Here is a 16,870-nt window from a genome sequence, read left to right on the forward strand (position 1 = left end):
GCAGCCGATGAAAATTGGAGTGCCTCTCAGATATCACTGCCAACCCCGAAGATTGTCAGTTCAAGATCAAGCTCGAACACATCGCCACGATCATTACGCAGCTGCGTCGCCAGCGCAAAATGGCTAAGACTCGGCGCGGCTGGGTGGAGTGCAACGACGGCAGCGTTGCCGTCGCGATGCGCCTGCTGGTTCTGTTGCCGGGCCGCGCCGGCAAACTGGTGCAGATGCGCTGGGAGGACGTCGACTTCAATTCAGCACAATGATCTTTGACACCAACTCCGCGCTGTTCTTGGCCTGCAGCTTTTTCATCAGCCGGGCCCGATGGACTTCGACAGTGCGGTGGGAAATGTTCAATTTACGGCCGATTTCCTTGCAGGTCAGGCCGTTGACAATGTGCGCCGAGATTTCCCGTTCTCGCGGCGTCAAGTTGACCGTCGCGTGAAACACGCGGTCCATACGCTCGAAATGCCAGACCATCAACTGAAACGGATCATCCGGCGTCAGCGTGTAGCCATTGGCCCTGGCCCAGAACACTTCACCACTGTGATGCTGCATGAAGCGCTCATCGGAATAGGAGCCGTTCTTGCTGTGCTGTAGCCAGCTCAGGCTGCGTTCGCCTATGGCCTTGTAGTCGGCTTGGGAGGGATAGAGCTTGAGGATCAACTCGCCGATCAACTCGTCGCGCTGGAACCCGAACAACTCAAGAAATGCCACGTTGAGATCAAGCATGCTGCGGTTGCCGGTGATCACTTGGGGAGCCGGCGACACTTGAAACGCCAGCCGTTCAAGGTCTTCCAGTGGATCTTTCATCGTGCAGTCCTGCTGCTTTTTATGGGTATGAGCCCAGTATCGGTCAGTTCGGCTACTCACTCCTATACGTAGTTGCACGAAGTAGCGATCAGACTTTGCGGTGGGCCATTGTAGGGAACGCCTGCAATCGCAAAGGAAAAACAATAATGGCTAACCACACCGTTTCCATCGTCGCCGCCGGACACAGCCGTTTCGGTCGACTGAATGATTTGACCCTCGAAGATCTGATCGTGCAAGTCACCCACCAAGCGCTCGCCGATGCGGCCGTCGATGCATCTGAGATCGACGCAATTTTCCTCGGACACTTCAATTCGGGCATGGTCCCTGACGGTTTTCCGGCTTCCCTGGTGCTGCAAGCGGACCCTGCGCTTCGCTTCAAACCCGCCACCCGTTGCGAAAACGCCTGCGCTTCAGGCTCAGCCGCCATTCAGGCCGGGATCAATGCGATTCTCTCGGGCTCGGCAGACTTGGTATTGGTGGTTGGCGCTGAAAAAATGACCGCCAACAGCACTGCACAGGTGACCAAGGCCCTGGCCGGTGCGGGCTATCAGAATGATATCGAGGAATCCGGCTTCAGCTTCCCGCAGTTGTTTGGCCTGGCGGCGCAGCACTATCAACAGCGTTACCACAGCCCGCTAATGTCGATGGCGAAGATTGCCGCAAAGAACCATGCCAACGCATTGAGCAATCCCCTGGCACAGATGCATAAGGCGATGAGTTTCGAGCACTGCAACACGGTGTCCGAGAGCAATCCGTACATCGCCGAGCCGCTGCGCCTGACCGATTGCTCGCTGATCACCGATGGTGCCGCGGCCATCGTGTTGGCCTCGGCCAAGCGCGCCAAGCAGTTTCGTCGCGAAGTGCTGATTCGTTCGATGTCCCAGGTCAACGACTTCCTACCCATTTCCCAACGCGATCTGTTGGCCTTCGAAGGTCCGCAGCGAGCAATTCAGAACGCGTTGCGCAGCGCGGATGTGCCGTTGACCGAGATCAATTTCGCCGAGGTCCACGACTGTTTCACTATCGCCGAATTGCTGATCTACGAAGCCATGGGGCTGGCGCCGAGAGGCCAAGGCCATCGCGCGCTGGATGACGGCATCGTGCAGGCCGGCGGGAGACTTCCGGTCAACCTGTCTGGCGGGCTCAAGGCCAAGGGTCATCCCGTGGGCGCCACGGGCGTGTCGATGCACGCCATGGCCTTCCGACAACTGACCGGACAGGCCATCGGTATCGCTGTACCCGACGCCGAATTCGGACTGCTGTTCAACATGGGCGGAATGGCCGTGGCCAACTACGCCTCGGTGCTTCAGGCACGGAGAGCATAGCCATGAACATTGCCAATTGGCTGAATGACGCAGCCCATCGCTGGCCGATGCGTCCTGCGTTGTTCGAAGGTGCTCGACAAGTTGCCGATTACCAGCAGTTCTCCACAAACGTGCGGCGGCGGGCCATGACGCTCAGCGAGCAACACGGCATTCAGCCCGGCGACCGCGTCGCCCTCTTCATGAAAAACTGCTGTCAATACCTGGAACTGCTGTACGCCATCTGGTGGGTCGGCGCGGTTGCGGTGCCGATCAACTGCAAACTGCATCGCAACGAAGCCGGCTGGATCGCCGACAACGCACAAGCGCGGCTGATCTTTACCGACGACGGCACGCTGTTTGACCAGGCCCAGTTACCTGAAGGGTGCAGGGAATGGGTTGGGCTGAACGACATGATCGAATTCTCGATTGAGTTGCTGCCGACCAACACTCCGGTCCCACGGCATGCCGATGATCTGGCCTGGTTGTTCTATACCTCGGGGACCACCGGGCGCTCGAAGGGCGTGATGTTATCCCACGGTAACTTGATGGCGATGTCGCTGTGTTACCCGATCGATGTCGACCCGGTGCACGAAGGTGATTCGGTGGTGTACGCCGCACCTATGTCCCACGGCGCCGGACTGTACAACTTCATCCATGTGCGTTGCGGCGCACGGCATGTGGTGCCAGTGTCTCGCGGATTCAAAGCGGTCGAGTTGTTTGAACTGGCCACTTCACTTGGCAATGTGACGCTGTTCGCCGCGCCGACCATGGTCAAGCGCATGGTCGAGCAGGCGCGCCAGCAAGGGTATGCCGGTGAAGGCCTGAAAACCATCGTCTACGGTGGCGCGCCGATGTACCTGGCGGACTTGCAGAATGCCGTGGACACCTTTGGCCCTCGGCTGGTGCAGATTTACGGCCAGGGTGAAAGCCCGATGACGGTCAGCGCCCTGCCCCGGGAACTGATCGCTGATCGCAACCATACGGATTGGGCACGCCTGGCATCGTCAGTGGGACGGGCGCAATCGTGCATCGAGATTCGCATCGTCGGCGCTACGCGCGAAACCCTTGGCACCGGGCAGCCCGGAGAAATTGCGGTGCGCGGGGCAACGGTGATGCACGGTTACTGGCGCAACGACGCCTCGACGCGCGAGGTCCTGGTGGATGGTTGGCTGTTCACTGGCGACATCGGCTACCTCGACGCGCAGGGTTATCTGACCCTGACTGACCGTTCCAAGGACGTGATCATCACCGGCGGCAGCAACGTGTATCCGCGTGAGGTGGAAGAGGTGCTGGCAGCACATCCGGGCGTATTCGAAGTGTGCGTGGTGGGCGAGCCGGATGCGCAATGGGGCGAGTCGGTAGTGGCGTTCGTGGTCGCCCGTGACCAGAGCAGCCTGGATGAAGGTCAGCTCAACCACTGGTTTATCGAGCGTATGGCGTCGTTCAAGAAGCCGAAGAAATACCTGTTTCGCACCGAGCTGCCAAAAAACAGCTACGGAAAAATCCTCAAAACCGACCTGCGCCAATGGCTCAAGGAGGCCGCGAGCGTTGCTACATCCCAGTGAAACGCCTGTTTTCCATCAATAGAAATTTCCATCAATAAAAACAAGACAGGAATACGACGATGGCTACTCAACAACACAATCTCGCCCGGCAGCGCCGCCGCGCGTTTATCGGTGCGACGTCCGGGCACCTCATCGAATGGTATGACTACGGCGTGTATGGTTTTCTGGCGGTGTACATCGGCCAGGCGTTTTTCGTGTCGGATGACCCCGCCACCAGTTTGCTCAGCAGCTTTGCCGCGTTCGCGTTGAGCTTCTTCATTCGGCCGTTGGGCGGCCTGTTTTTCGGCCCGCTGGCCGACAAGATCGGCCGTCGCAAAACCCTGATTACCGTACTGTTCATGATGGCTGGCTCGACCTGTTTGCTGGGTTTGCTGCCCACTTACGCGTCCATCGGCATCGCGGCCCCTATCCTGCTGGTGCTGATCCGCTGCGTGCAGGGTTTCTCGGCCGGAGGCGAAATTGGCACCATCACCAGCTTCATTTCCGAGTACGCGGGCCCTGGTCGACGCGGGTTCTCCACTTGCTGGCTGATGGTGACGGCCGTGCTGGGGCTGGTGCTGGGCGGTGCTGTCGCCAACGGGATGACCTGGGTGCTCGGCGCCGAAACGATGCAGGCCGGAGCCTGGCGCATTCCGTTCCTGATCGCGGGCCCCATGGGCCTGATTTCGATGTACATCCGCCTCAAGCTGGAAGACAGCCCGGAATTTCTGGCGCTGCAAAAGGCCGGGGAAACGTCGAAGGCACCCTTGCGTGAAGTCTGGCAGTGGAAGCGGGCAATTACCTTGGTGTTTTTCATCATCACCTTGCACAGTTCAATCTTTTACCTGGTGCTGACGTTCGCCTCGACCTATATGTCACGCATCCTGAAATTCGACAGCGGCACCACATTGTTTTACGTGTTCATCGCCAGCCTGTCGGCGGCCCTTGTGATGCCGCTGGGGGGAGCGTTCACCGACAAGTACGGGCGTAAACCATTCCTGATGGTAGTCGGGGTGTTGGCGACGCTGGCGATGTACTGGTTCTTCAAATCCGCGCCGGACGCGACGCCGGCGACGTTTTTCCTTCCGTTGATGGCGGTGGCGATCACCTTCGGGCTGTACGCCTCGTCGACCTACGCAACCATGAGCGAACTGTTGCCAACGCGTATCCGCTCGACCGGCATCGCGGTGGCCTACAACGTTCCGGTGGCCGTATTCGGCGGCAGCGCGCCGTTTATTTCAACGTGGTTGATCCAGCAAACCGGCGACATTACCTCACCGTGGTATTTCTACATTGGCACTGGTGTGATGTCGTTGATTGCCCTGACGGCGCTGCGCAAAGAAGATTTTGTAGCCGGCTCGGGGGTGGTGCAAGCACGTTCGAAGGCTTGCGAGGGTGCACAGGATTTTGTGTAGCTGGCGGGGGCGATTCGGGCTCCGCTTAAAACGAATAACGGCCCCCAACAGAAAATCCAGGTGCACCTGAGTGGGTATGTCGAGTATCGAATACATCAGGCAACGGCGTGACTTGCATTACCCGTAGCCCAGGGAATGGGCGTCCTTGCCGTCGCCGAAGGAAGCAGACTGCTAACGGCGTCAAGGCGACTGATCTGCTGCGCCGACAGTTCGACCGACAGTGCACCAAGGTTGTCGGTCAACTGGGTAACTGACCGAGGGCCGATGATGGGAACCGAACCATGTGTACCCGCCCAGGCGATTGCGACCTGCCCTGGGCTGACACCAAGTTCGTCAGCGACCGCGATCACTGTATCGAGCACCTTAGTGCGATGCTCGCTGTTCTCCGGTTGAAAAACCTTGCCACCCAACGCCTCGGCACGTCCCTTCTCCCCGTTGCGATACTTGCCGGTCAGCATGCCCCCGCCCAGTGGGGACCAGGTGACGATTCCGAGCCCCAGCGCATGAGAGGCTGGAAACAAATCAGCCTCAGGTTCACGCCGAACCAAGCTGTGCTCGAACTGCGCTGCGGCGATCGGCACTGCATGGGTGAGTTCGGCGAGGGTGACTGCCCGCGACAGCCGCCATGCTGGGAAGTTGGAGAGACCGGCGTAAAGAATCTTGCCCGCCCGCGCGAGATCCTCGAACCCTCGAACGATTTCTTCGGCAGGTGTGACATCATCCGGCCAATGCGCCCAGTAGAGGTCTATGCGATCAGTGCGCAGACGTTTCAAGCTTGCCTCCACCGAGGCCACCATCGCCTTGCGACTGTTGCCGGTGACAAGCCGGTTAGCGTCTGGTTGTGCGCCCGTGGAGTATTTGGTCGCGAGTATGAAGTTCTCGCGCCGCCCCTCCAGCAGGGTGCCGAGCAGCTCTTCTGATTGCCCAAACTGGTAAACGTCTGCGCCATCGATAAAGTTGCCGCCCGCTTCGACGTACGCGTTGAAAATCGCCTTGCTGGTATCCTGATCGGCGCCATGGCCCCAGCCAGTACCGAAGTTACCCGTACCAAGAGCTACCTGTGAAACCTGCAAGCCCGTCTTGCCGAATGATAGGTATTTCATGTTTTCTCCGTTAATCACATCAGGTGCCTTTCAGCGCGCCGCCGCCGGTGCCGATCGGCGTCCGGATCGGGTCCAAACATCGATCTCAGCCGCGGCCACCAGCGCTCATCGAAGGGGTTTTGGGGTGATCGAAGATCAGGCATGTCGTGGTGGCGTGCGCGTATAGCCTTCCATCAGGGCCGACGATCCGCCCCTCGGCCGTGGCGACCTGGCTCCCGACATGAATCACCTTGCCCTCAGCACGCACCAACGGCACCGCATCGGTCAAGGCACGCACCACATTAAGCTTCAGTTCAAGCGTGGTATAGCCTTTGCCTACCGCCAGCGTTGTATGCACGGCGCAGCCCACCGCAGAGTCCAGTAGCGTTGCGAACCAGCCGCCGTGCACGGTGCCCATAGGGTTGTAATGCCTGCGCCCGGGCCGACCCTGGAAGACAGCCACGCCGGGCTCCATGTACATCGGCAAAAAGTCGAGAGTGTCTCCGATAGGTGGAGGGGGCAACTCCCCGGCAAAGATCGCCTCGAAGACTTCCATCCCCGTGAGGCTCAAAGCTTGCCCTCTGGGCATCGCATCAGGCGCCTGAAGACGATCACGGACGGCCTGCTCCTCCTCAATCCATTGCGCAACAACCTGATCGACATCCATCAGTGGCTCCTTGTTGGTATACTTGTATATGCAATAGTTGTAGGTGCAATATACCGCATGAATAAACCGATCAAGCCACAAGGATGCACCAACCTTAAGCTTCGCCAGCTCACACGCATGGTGACGCGCCACTACGACCACTATGTCGCAGAGACCGGGTTGAAAAACACGCAGTACGCGCTGCTATCGCATGTCGTCAAGCTAGGGCCAATTCGTCCCGGTGATCTGGCAAAGCGCATGCAGATGGATGCTTCGACATTGACCAGAAACCTTCAGCCTTTGGCGGCCCAAGGCTTGCTGAAGGTCGGTGCAGGCGATGATTCGCGCAGCCGTCTTGTCGACGCAACCGAGGCTGGACACGCGAAGCGAGCTGAAGCACAGCGCGCCTGGAAGCTCGCGCAAACAGCACTCAACGAACTGTTGGGCATCGAGCGCGTCGCCGCATTGCACGATCTTCTGGATGCCTGCATCGAATGCCTTGGCGACGACGCGGATGACACCGCAGGGGACTGATTTTTTCGGCCGCGTACTTGAACCTGAAAGCCCTTGAAAATAAAGAAGCCAGCGGATTCAAATCCATGACGACAACTTTTGCCCACTCTTCAAGCCAGGTGGCCGATGTCAAAACTACATCCTTTGCCTATCGACAGGTTGGCCTCCAAGGCGACGCTACCCACGTTGTTTTTATACAGCCGGCAGCGGAGGTGACGCATGGAGGCTAAAGGCACATTGGCGGTTATCAGCGAGCAATCTCGACCCTTGAGCCAGCCGCTGACCGGGAGAACTGTGGCGTTGCTTGCAGGTTTAGCGGCTATCAGCATGCTGTCCACGAACATCATCCTGCCGGCGTTCCCCGTCATCGGTGAAGACTTGGGGGTAGACGCTCGCGAGCTTGGCCTGACGCTGTCCAGCTTTTTCATCGCCTTCGCCCTGGGTCAGTTGGTGGTCGGGCCACTGGCTGACCGCTACGGGCGCAAGAAGCTGGTGCTGGGTGGACTCGCGATCTTCGTGGTGGGCACCGTCATTGGAGGCCTCGCCACCACGCTCGATACGCTAATTGCAGGGCGCGTGATCCAGGCATTGGGCGTGTGCGCCGCCTCTGTGTTGTCGCGCGCAATTGCGCGGGATCTGTTTGAGGGAGAGGCGCTCGCTCGTGCCTTGTCGCTGACCATGATTGCCACCGCCGCAGCGCCAGGTTTTTCCCCCCTGGCTGGGAGCGTGCTGTCGGTCACGCTTGGATGGCGGGCAATTTTTATCCTGGTAGGGCTAGCGGCCATAGCGCTCGCCTTTTGCTACGTTCGCGGCCTTGGTGAAACCCACCCAGCCGACCGACGCTCGCCGCATTCAGCCAAGAGCGTCATGCAAGCCTATTGGCGATTGACGCTCGATAAGCGCTTCATCCTGCCAGCCCTTTCGATGAGCCTGCTGATGAGCGGACTGTTCGCGTCGTTCGCCGCCGCCCCCGCTATTTTGATGAAAGGGATCGGCCTGACGTCGTTGCAGACAGGCCTGTACTTCGCCTGCACGGTATTCGTTGTGTTTGCTGCTGGCATGGCGGCACCGCGCCTGGCGCACCGTTACGGCCCGAGACTCATTACCACACTCGGTATTGCCTGTGCCGTGACAGGCGCAGGGCTACTCCTCGCAGGCCCGTCCGATCCGAGCCTTGGGTGGTATGCCCTTTCAATGGTCACGTTTCTTTGGGGCATGGGCCTGGCCAATCCACTGGGCACAGCCATCACCATGGGTCCTTTCGGCAAGGAAGCCGGGATGGCTTCCGCCCTGCTGGGCTTTTGTTCCATGGGGGCGGCTGCACTGACTACCTGGCTGGTATCGGTATTAACATTTGCGCCGGTCACGGCACTGGGCGGTGTGCAGACGACCCCCTGCCTGATCGCGCTTGCGCTGTTCCTTCTACGGGGCAGTCTCGCGAAATAACCGCGAAGTTGCCGAGGCCTTAGCAAAGGCGACCATCAAGCGTTAAGTTCTCCACTCGCTTCGAGTAAGGCCCCGGCGCTGCAGCATTCACGATAGCGAACATGGGCAGCTCTAAAGTTGGCGCTGCTTAGTCGTAGGCGAACTGGTCAATCAACGAGTCGCCGACAAAGTTGAAATGTGCCAACTTGCTTCCACCAAGCATGAAGCTGCTTTTTATTTCGCAGCTTGGGCCAACAATGCAATTGCTGCCGAGGTAAACGCCTCCACGTAGGTAAGCGCCCGCCGCTACAAATGATCCTTCGCCGATGATGATCGCGCCTTTCAGCACCGCCCCTTGCTCGACAACGGCACTCTCGTGGATGGCACAGTTTCCATGGCGTCGATAACCCGCGCCAAGGCCTGCCAGCAGGGCCAAAACCTGGTTTTCGCAGTCTTGAGAAACCATCCAAGCGGCAGGGGGTACCAAGCCCAGCAAGGGCCAACGAGCAATAAACGTACTGATCTCAAGTAGCTTCATAGAAATTCTTCCGGTACAGGTAAGGTTCGGGTATCCAGGCTGCTGACGCTAGGACCATGGAGCCCCCCTAAAATTCAAGTGCACTCCGTGCTTGGGTTTACTGGACTTACCTATCATCAAGCCTAAAGGCTGGTCGCCCCGAATGGAGCTAACTAATTGGCGGCCTGCGTTCGCGTTCAGTGCTCAACGACATTCACGCAGTTGGGTTTACCGTGATGCACATTCGACGGTGCCAAACACAAGGTATTACGCCCCTGCCCCTTGGCTTGATAAAGCGCTGCATCCGCACGTTCAAGCAGGCTTGCCATGCTGTCATCGTCATTTGGCACCACGCAGCACACCCCCACACTGATGCGCAATGAGATGGTTGCCTCACCGAACCGAGCCGGTGACTCAGCCACCGAAGCGCGCAACTCGTCCAGAACCGCCACAGCGCTTTCGGGGCTGGTGCGGGGAAGCAACAGCAGAAACTCCTCACCGCCATAACGGCCAATACTGTCGGACTCACGAATGCGCTGGGTGAGATGGTTGACGCAGTGGCAAATCACCTCATCACCCGCCAGGTGTCCATGCACATCATTGATCTGCTTGAAATGGTCGATATCTACCATCGCCACCGCCAGGTAGGAAGCGTCTCGACGCGCGCGTTCCAGCTCATTGGAAAACTGCTCGAGGACGGCTCTACGATTGAGAATCCCGGTCAATACATCGCGTAACGCCAGGCGCTGGAATAACGACTCACTGCGCTCTTTGGCAAGCAGCACCAACCCGAGGGAAATCATCATCGCGGTGAACGTGCCGATACTGACTGAGATGGTTTGCTTGAGGTTACTCACGTCATAACGCATCTCGGCAGCACCGCCGCCGAGGATGGCTACCACCCGCATGCCCAAACCGATCAGGCTGATACTCGAGCCGATGATCAACAGCATGCGCGCACGCCCTTGAGCGGGGACGTAGCGGCGCGTCCAGTAGATGATCAGGCCGCACTGCACCATCAACACCAGCGTGGCGGCGAGCATGCGCGGCTCCAGGGTGTCGATCAGACTCGCCATCAATACCAACATCAATGCAGCCAGCGCGAAGATCTGCCACCAGGCGACGGGCAACTCGACGATCCGAAATACACTGGCCCCGTAGAAAGCCAGGGCCACCGCCAGCAATGTGTTCGCCACCCCGTAGGTCAACCACAACGGGGCATGGCCGTATAAGGTGTATCCAACGTAAGCCAGGGCATGTGCTAGCAAACCAAAGCCAATGGTCAGCAAGCCGTCACGCTGGTTGAACTGGCCGACCAATATCAGACAAAACGCCATGATCGTAGCTACTAAGGCGACACAGGCAAAAAGCGTGGGGGTATGGGCAATCATGAAGTCTCACCAGGCGATGTCAGGAGCAGCTCTGGTCGAGTCTAGTTGAGTAGCCGGTCAGTTTGTCGAACACATCGATCATCAACGTCAGGGCGCCTGTCCTACCAGCATTCAGATGCTCAAGAGCTCGGTGACGGGCAGTCGATTGGTGGTCTTCATTTCACGCAGGGAAAGGTTTGAGCGAATACTTGAAACGCCAGGGAGCTTCCTCAGGACTTTTTCGACAAAGCGGCTGTAGCTATCCAAGTCCCGTGCAACCACCTCAAGTAGAAAGTCCGCCTCGCCCGTGGTGTTGTGGCAACTCAATACCTGTGGGGCCGACTGGATAATCTTTTCAAATAATGCGGTGGCTTCTTCGCTGTGATCAGTGCACGAGATCTGCACAAAAGCGGTAAGGCCTAGCCCTAGTTTCTTGCGGCTGAGTATGGCTTGGTATCCCTCGATAACGCCGCACTCTTCAAGCCGCCTCTGCTTGCGCCAACAGGACGCTTCGCTGAGGGAGAGTTGCTCGGCCAGCTTGACATTCGACAGCTTACCGTCTCGCTGCAGACGTTCTGATATTGCAAGGTCCGCCTTATCAAGTTGCTCAAGCATGAAATAACTCCTCATATTCAGATCGATAAATGAAGGTTAATTTCAGATCTTGCACTCCGTCAATTGCAACTTGAAGGGTAATTTCAAGGCGTTTATTCATAATGGAGATGCCTGGTTCGTGATGCTTCGAAGCGCGTCGAGGGTGAAAAACAACACCAGGCCGAATGACTCAGCACGGGTAGCCGGTTGAGTCCGCATCTGTCGCATCGCCCAACCCAACATAGGGAACTTGAATGAAAGCAGTCGTCTACGAAGCGTTTTCCAAGCCGCCGCGCCTGATGAACGTGGCAGATCCGTCTCCGGAACGGCATGGTGTGGTTATCCAGGTTCTTGGCACAGGTGTATGCCGCAGCGACTGGCATGGCTGGAAAGGTCATGACCCCGACATTGAACTGCCGCATGTGCCGGGTCATGAGCTCGCGGGCATCGTGGCCGAGGTGGGAAAAGACGTCACGCGATGGAAGGTCGGCGACCGTGTGACCGTGCCGTTCGTGGGCGGGTGTGGTGCTTGCGCAGAGTGCAACAGCGGCAATCAGCAGGTGTGCCACAAGCAGTTCCAACCTGGCTTCACTCATTGGGGTTCTTTTGCCGAGTACGTCGGCATCCATCAGGCCGATCTGAACCTGGTCTCATTGCCTGAGAGCATGGAATTCGCTACCGCCGCAAGCCTGGGTTGTCGCTTCGCCACCTCGTTCCGTGCAGTCGTTGACCAAGGCAAGGTCAGCGCCGGCCAGTGGGTAGCGGTTCATGGTTGCGGAGGAGTCGGCCTGTCTGCGGTGATGATCGCCCACGCCATCGGCGCGAACGTGATCGCCATCGATATTTGCGAGGAAAAACTCGAACTGGCACGCGCGCTAGGCGCTGTCGCCACCCTCAATGCCCAGTGCGTCGCGGACGTCACCGAAGCCGTGCTGGAAATCACCCAGGGTGGTGCCCACGTATCGCTGGACGCCTTGGGTCACCCCACCACCTGTTTCAACTCCATCAACAACCTGCGTCGTCGCGGCAAACACGTCCAGGTGGGGCTGATGCTCGCTGATCACGCCACGCCGGCGGTCCCCATGAGCAAGGTGATTGCGCACGAACTGGAGATCTACGGTAGCCACGGCATGCAAGCGCATCGTTATGACGCCATGCTCGAGATGATCACTTCAGGCAAGCTGGCGCCTGAAAAACTCGTGGGTAAAACCATCAGCCTGGAGCAGTCTATCGACGCGTTGACCAATATGGATCGGCTCGAGACGGCTGGTGTAACCGTCATAACCGAGTTTTAACCCGTGACGCCAGCCGAAGCCGCGCTGCAGAGCGCGGCTTTCCCCTACTCTGTCTCCACCTCATTGAGCGACAACGAAGCAAACATTTGCGCGCGGCACACCTCCAGGATCTCATCCGCCAGGGCGGAGTCATCCGGGCAGGCACGCGACAAAACAATCGCACCGACCGCACGGGACAGCAGGTCGATCATCTTCTTTCTCCCCTCATCCGCAGCGGCATCCGGCCTCGTCGGGTATTTCTCCCCCAGTGTCTGCAGGGTGTGCTCGATCCCTTCGGCAAACGTCGCTTTCAAATCATCCGTTTGACGCGCCGCGTCGCCACACAACGCCGCCATGGTGCAACCCGTGCCGCGTCCATCGCGATGTTCGCGGGTCACATAGACGTCGATGAAGCCCGCAACATCGAGCGTTTCAGCAGCCGCCAGGGATTTGGAAAGGCTGCAAGCCGAGGCTTCGGCCATCAGGTCGGCTTTCGAAGCGAAATGCTTGTAGAACCCGCCGTGGGTGAAGCCGGCGGCCGCCATGAGATCCGCCACACCGACGCCGTCGAAGCCGCGTTGACGAAACAGCTCAGAGGCCGTTTCAACGATGTGCTCCCGATTGGCCTGCGCCTGGGCCTTGGTCACTCTCACGTGCAATACCTCATGTGCATTGGGAAGTCATGCCCGCAATGATACATAGATGTTGGTCATAATCAAAACCATTGACAGTTTAGATTTCGATCATCATCCTAATTGCACGCACCACCGACCTCCATCAACGGGCACGGAAGACATACCAGATGAGCGACCAGAATCTGTTCACCCCCTACACCCTCGGCACCCTTACGCTGTCGAACCGTATCGTCCTCGCGCCACTGACCCGCAACCGCGCAGGCGCAGGCTTTGTGCCAAGCCAGTTCGCGGCCACCTATTACAGCCAGCGCGCGAGCGCAGGTCTGCTGATCAGCGAAGCGACGCAGATCTCCCAGCAAGGCCAGGGCTATCAGGACACCCCCGGGATCTACACGCAGGCGCAAATAGAGGGCTGGCGTGAAGTGACCACTGCCGTCCACGCCAAGGGCGGAAAAATCTTCCTGCAACTTTGGCATGTCGGCCGCGTGTCGCACGTTGACCTACAGGAAAACGGCGCCGCCCCCGTCGCCCCTTCGGCAGTGCGCGCCGCGACAAAAGTATTCGTCAACAACCGCTTTGAAGACGTCAGCGAACCGCGCGCACTGGACATCAACGAACTACCGGGGATCGTCGCCGACTTTCGCCAGGCCGCGGCAAACGCTGTCGCCGCCGGGTTCGATGGCGTAGAGATTCACGGCGCCAACGGCTATCTGCTGGATCAGTTCCTCAAGGACAGCGCCAACGTGCGCACCGATGCCTACGGCGGTTCGATCGAAAATCGTGCGCGCCTGTTGCTCGAGGTGACGGCCGCCGTCGTCGATGAAATCGGCAGGGATCGTACTGGCGTGCGCTTGTCGCCGGTGTCGCCAGCCAATGGCGTTTCCAGCAGCGATCCGCAGGCGCAATTCGATTACGTCGTCGATCAACTCGCCGCCCTCGGCGTGGTGTACCTGCATGTGGTCGAAGGCGCGACCGGTGGCCCGCGTGATGTGGCGCCCTTCGATTTCGGCGCCCTGCGCCGGCGTTTCAAAGACACCTACATCGCCAACAATGGTTATGACCTGGACCTGGCGACTTCGCAGGTCGCCGCAGACCAGGCCGATCTGATCGCGTTCGGGCGCCCGTTCATTGGCAATCCGGACCTGGTGGAACGCCTGCGCAGTGGCGCGCCATTGTCCGCCTTCAATCCCGCCACCCTCTATGGCGGCGGCTCGGCGGGCTACATCGACTACCCGACATTGGCTGAATCAAACGCCAGCGCAAGCTGAGCATCAGTGATCGCGCTTGCTGTCATCACCCATCCTGCAAGAGATATGACCCCATGAGCACTCGTCCTACTGTTCTTATCACCGGCGCCTCCACCGGCATTGGCGCCGTCTACGCCGAACGTTTCGCCGAACGCGGCCACGACCTGGTATTGGTCGCCCGCGACCAGGCTCGCATGGATGCACTGGCAGCCCGGTTGCGCAGCACACACCAGGTCGCCATCGATGTCATTCCAGCGGACTTGACCCAACTCGGCGACCTGACAACCGTGGAGTCCCGACTGCGCGACGACGCCCGTATCGGCATCCTCGTCAATAATGCCGGTGCAGCGCTGTCCGGCCACTTCATCGAGCAAAGCACCGAGAGCATTGCGCAACTGGTCGCCCTCAACACCACGGCACTGGTGCGACTCGCCAGCGCCATCGCCCCGCGCCTGGCCAAGACCGGTGATGGTGCAATCATCAACATCGGTTCGGTGGTGGGCCTTGCGCCAGAGTTCGGCATGACGGTCTACGGTGCGACCAAGGCGTTTGTGCTGTTCCTCTCGCAAGGCCTGAGCCTGGAACTTTCGCCTCGGGGCGTCTATGTGCAGGCCGTGCTGCCGGCCGCCACCCGCACGGAGATCTGGGATCGCTCCGGCGTCGACATCAACACCTTGAATGAAATCATGGAAGTCGGCGACCTGGTGGATGCCGCGCTGGTCGGTTTTGATCGGCGCGAGCCGGTGACTATCCCGCCGCTGCAGGAAGCTGAGCGCTGGGATGGCCTGCAGACCGCACGCCAGGGCCTGCTGCAGCAGATCCGCCAGTCTGCGGTTGCCCAGCGCTACCAAAACCCGGCGTGATTGTTTTGTAGCGAACGGCAACGCCGCAAACCCTGCGCCCACCCCTATTGCAATCGACAAGAGCCACACAACGATGAAGGCATTTTTAATTGATCGCTATGGCAAGCACACCGGGCGCATTGGCGAAGCGCCCGCCCCCACGGTGGGCGCCGAGGATGTGTTGATCGAGGTGCACGCCAGCAGCGTCAACGTGCTGGACTCGAAGATCCGCAAAGGCGAATTCAAACTGATCCTGCCCTATGCATTTCCGCTGATACTGGGCAATGACCTGGCGGGCGTGGTGGTGGAGGTTGGCTCGCAAGTGACGCGTTTCAAACCGGGAGACCAAGTCTATGCTCGCCCGCCCGAAGCGCGGATCGGGACGTTCGCTCAATTGATCGCGGTTAACCAAAACGCGATCGCCCTGAAACCTGCCAATACCAACATGGTGCAGGCCGCGTCCATCCCCTTGGTCGCGCTGACGGCCTGGCAAGTGCTGGTGGAAACCGCACAACTGCAACAGGGCCAGAAAGTGCTGATCCACGCTGGCTCCGGCGGTGTCGGCAGCCTCGCCATCCAACTGGCCAAACACCTCGGCGCCTTTGTCGCGACCACCACCAGCACCCGCAATGTCGAATGGGTGAAGGCGCTGGGGGCCGATGTGGTGATCGACTACAGCCAGCAGAATTTCGAAAGTGTCCTGCACGACTATGACCTGGTGTTGAACAGCCTCGGCGCCGACGTACTGGAGAAGTCACTCAAGGTCCTCAAGCCCGGTGGTCAACTCATTTCCATCTCCGGGCCACCCACTGCGCAGTTCGCTCGGGAGCAAGGGTTGTCCTGGCCGCTGCAGCAAATCATGCGCCTGCTGAGCCTGGGTATTCGGCGCAAGGCACGCAAGCAGAACGTCAGCTACGGGTTCGTGTTCATGCGGGCCAATGGCGCCCAACTGCAACACATTACCGAGCTGGTTGAGGCCGGAATCATCAAGCCTGTGATTGACCGCTGTTTCGACTTTGAATCCACGGCCGAGGCCTTGCAGTACGTCGAGCTGGGACGCGCCAAGGGTAAGGTGGTAGTTATCCTCAAATGAACAAGGTGCCTAGCGATGAATCGACCGCAGACACTGCGCAGCCTTTGCCGCTTCAACCGTCATCGCCCGTGGTGACGCCGCCAGAGTTGCGCAAGCAGCAACCGGACGTTGTGCCCGTTGAACCGCCTGTAATCGTTTGGCGCAGCTTGATGCTTGAGCAGTAGGACGCCCCTCAAGACTTGGGCTTTCCTGACACTAGCGTAGGTATCTTCACAACTGTGGTGCGACTTTCCATCTGTGGAGAGAGAGACCTGCTTGGGTCTTGAGCTCTGGGCCTCTGGGGTGTTGGATTAGACCGCGTACATATCCATTTTTGCGGTAACGGCCTCCTATGGTTCCGCTTTTACAGCGGCTCACTTTTGGAGGAGCCCAAAAGTAAGCAAAAGGCTCTTGCCCCACCACTCGGCACCTCGCTTAGGCTCGGTGTTCCCTCACTCCGGCTTGAATCCGTGGGCCGCCGCCACGCGCCATCCATGGCGCGGGGCGGCTAACCCGGCGTCCTGCCGGGTTACCCACGGCTTCAAGCCTGCGTTCGGCCAGCGTGGTTAACGGGGCGCCC

The 16,870-nt window shown here is 59.2% G+C and carries 15 protein-coding genes and 2 pseudogenes; 10 read left to right on the forward strand and 7 right to left on the reverse strand.

Features of this window, described 5'->3' with window-relative positions; all coding sequences use genetic code 11:
* Window positions 1–62 precede the first annotated feature (62 nt).
* Window positions 63–257, forward strand: a pseudogene (locus tag CKW24_RS14550) (integrase); the annotation flags it as partial.
* Here CKW24_RS14550 and CKW24_RS14555 read toward each other — a convergent pair.
* Window positions 247–810: a LuxR C-terminal-related transcriptional regulator gene (locus CKW24_RS14555; RefSeq protein WP_095168880.1), complete on the reverse strand. Its 564-nt coding sequence runs from the start codon at window positions 808–810 to the stop codon at window positions 247–249. The pseudogene CKW24_RS14550 and the gene CKW24_RS14555 sit on opposite strands and share 11 nt — an antisense overlap.
* A 146-nt stretch (window positions 811–956) precedes the next feature.
* On the opposite strand from CKW24_RS14555, the gene CKW24_RS14560 reads away from it, so the two are divergent.
* The 3 genes from CKW24_RS14560 to CKW24_RS14570 are packed head-to-tail and all read left to right on the forward strand — an operon-like array spanning window position 957 to window position 5,073.
* Window positions 957–2,135 carry an acetyl-CoA acetyltransferase gene (locus tag CKW24_RS14560; RefSeq protein WP_095168881.1) on the forward strand — a complete coding sequence of 393 codons (1,179 nt, stop codon included), beginning with the start codon at window positions 957–959 and terminating at the stop codon, window positions 2,133–2,135.
* Between the two features lie 2 nt (window positions 2,136–2,137).
* Window positions 2,138–3,679, forward strand: coding sequence for a class I adenylate-forming enzyme family protein (locus tag CKW24_RS14565; protein WP_095168882.1), 1,542 nt, complete (start codon window positions 2,138–2,140; stop codon window positions 3,677–3,679).
* Between the two features lie 59 nt (window positions 3,680–3,738).
* Window positions 3,739–5,073, forward strand: a complete 1,335-nt coding sequence (locus CKW24_RS14570) for an MFS transporter (protein ID WP_095168883.1) — start codon at window positions 3,739–3,741, stop codon at window positions 5,071–5,073.
* Between the two features lie 95 nt (window positions 5,074–5,168).
* Here CKW24_RS14570 and CKW24_RS14575 read toward each other — a convergent pair whose 3' ends face one another.
* Together CKW24_RS14575 and CKW24_RS14580 are read right to left on the reverse strand one after the other, a co-directional pair.
* Window positions 5,169–6,176 carry an aldo/keto reductase gene (locus tag CKW24_RS14575; RefSeq protein WP_095168884.1) on the reverse strand — a complete coding sequence of 336 codons (1,008 nt, stop codon included), beginning with the start codon at window positions 6,174–6,176 and terminating at the stop codon, window positions 5,169–5,171.
* 85 nt (window positions 6,177–6,261) lie between these two features.
* The gene (locus CKW24_RS14580) at window positions 6,262–6,822 is read right to left on the reverse strand and encodes a PaaI family thioesterase (protein WP_095168885.1); all 561 of its coding nucleotides are present in this window, start codon (window positions 6,820–6,822) and stop codon (window positions 6,262–6,264) included.
* A 57-nt stretch (window positions 6,823–6,879) separates the two neighbouring features.
* Here CKW24_RS14580 and CKW24_RS14585 point away from each other — a divergent pair, with 57 nt between their 5' ends.
* On the forward strand, window positions 6,880–7,335 hold the full coding sequence (locus tag CKW24_RS14585) for a MarR family winged helix-turn-helix transcriptional regulator (protein ID WP_095168886.1): 456 nt from the start codon (window positions 6,880–6,882) through the stop codon (window positions 7,333–7,335).
* A 198-nt stretch (window positions 7,336–7,533) separates the two neighbouring features.
* Window positions 7,534–8,760, forward strand: coding sequence for a multidrug effflux MFS transporter (locus tag CKW24_RS14590; protein ID WP_095168887.1), 1,227 nt, complete (start codon window positions 7,534–7,536; stop codon window positions 8,758–8,760).
* 142 nt (window positions 8,761–8,902) lie between these two features.
* Here the strand turns inward: CKW24_RS14590 and CKW24_RS28260 are convergent.
* The 3 genes and pseudogenes from CKW24_RS28260 to CKW24_RS14605 form a co-directional block, all read right to left on the reverse strand.
* A pseudogene (locus CKW24_RS28260) lies at window positions 8,903–9,277 on the reverse strand (transferase); the annotation flags it as partial.
* Between the two features lie 176 nt (window positions 9,278–9,453).
* Window positions 9,454–10,647, reverse strand: coding sequence for a diguanylate cyclase (locus tag CKW24_RS14600; protein ID WP_095168888.1), 1,194 nt, complete (start codon window positions 10,645–10,647; stop codon window positions 9,454–9,456).
* Window positions 10,648–10,758: 111 nt separating this feature from the next.
* On the reverse strand, window positions 10,759–11,241 hold the full coding sequence (locus CKW24_RS14605; protein ID WP_095168889.1) for an Lrp/AsnC family transcriptional regulator: 483 nt from the start codon (window positions 11,239–11,241) through the stop codon (window positions 10,759–10,761).
* 233 nt (window positions 11,242–11,474) lie between these two features.
* Here CKW24_RS14605 and CKW24_RS14610 point away from each other — a divergent pair, with 233 nt between their 5' ends.
* Complete coding sequence (locus tag CKW24_RS14610) at window positions 11,475–12,515, forward strand: zinc-dependent alcohol dehydrogenase family protein (protein WP_095168890.1); 1,041 nt, start codon at window positions 11,475–11,477, stop codon at window positions 12,513–12,515.
* A gap of 44 nt (window positions 12,516–12,559) precedes the next feature.
* Here CKW24_RS14610 and CKW24_RS14615 read toward each other — a convergent pair whose 3' ends face one another.
* On the reverse strand, window positions 12,560–13,147 hold the full coding sequence (locus tag CKW24_RS14615; protein ID WP_177440653.1) for a TetR family transcriptional regulator: 588 nt from the start codon (window positions 13,145–13,147) through the stop codon (window positions 12,560–12,562).
* 149 nt (window positions 13,148–13,296) lie between these two features.
* On the opposite strand from CKW24_RS14615, the gene CKW24_RS14620 reads away from it, so the two are divergent.
* The 3 genes from CKW24_RS14620 to CKW24_RS14630 all read left to right on the forward strand — a co-directional run bounded on the left by CKW24_RS14620 (window position 13,297) and on the right by CKW24_RS14630 (window position 16,311).
* On the forward strand, window positions 13,297–14,397 hold the full coding sequence (locus tag CKW24_RS14620) for an alkene reductase (protein WP_095168892.1): 1,101 nt from the start codon (window positions 13,297–13,299) through the stop codon (window positions 14,395–14,397).
* A gap of 53 nt (window positions 14,398–14,450) precedes the next feature.
* Window positions 14,451–15,239 (forward strand): SDR family oxidoreductase, encoded by a 789-nt coding sequence (locus CKW24_RS14625; RefSeq protein ID WP_095168893.1) that lies wholly within the window; start codon window positions 14,451–14,453, stop codon window positions 15,237–15,239.
* A gap of 73 nt (window positions 15,240–15,312) precedes the next feature.
* Entirely contained in the window at window positions 15,313–16,311 is a 999-nt protein-coding gene (locus CKW24_RS14630) for an NADP-dependent oxidoreductase (protein WP_095168894.1), read from the forward strand.
* Window positions 16,312–16,870: the final 559 nt, after the last annotated feature.

This window comes from Pseudomonas sp. Irchel 3H3, from assembly GCF_900187635.1.
In the GTDB taxonomy this organism is placed as follows: Bacteria; Pseudomonadota; Gammaproteobacteria; order Pseudomonadales; family Pseudomonadaceae; genus Aquipseudomonas.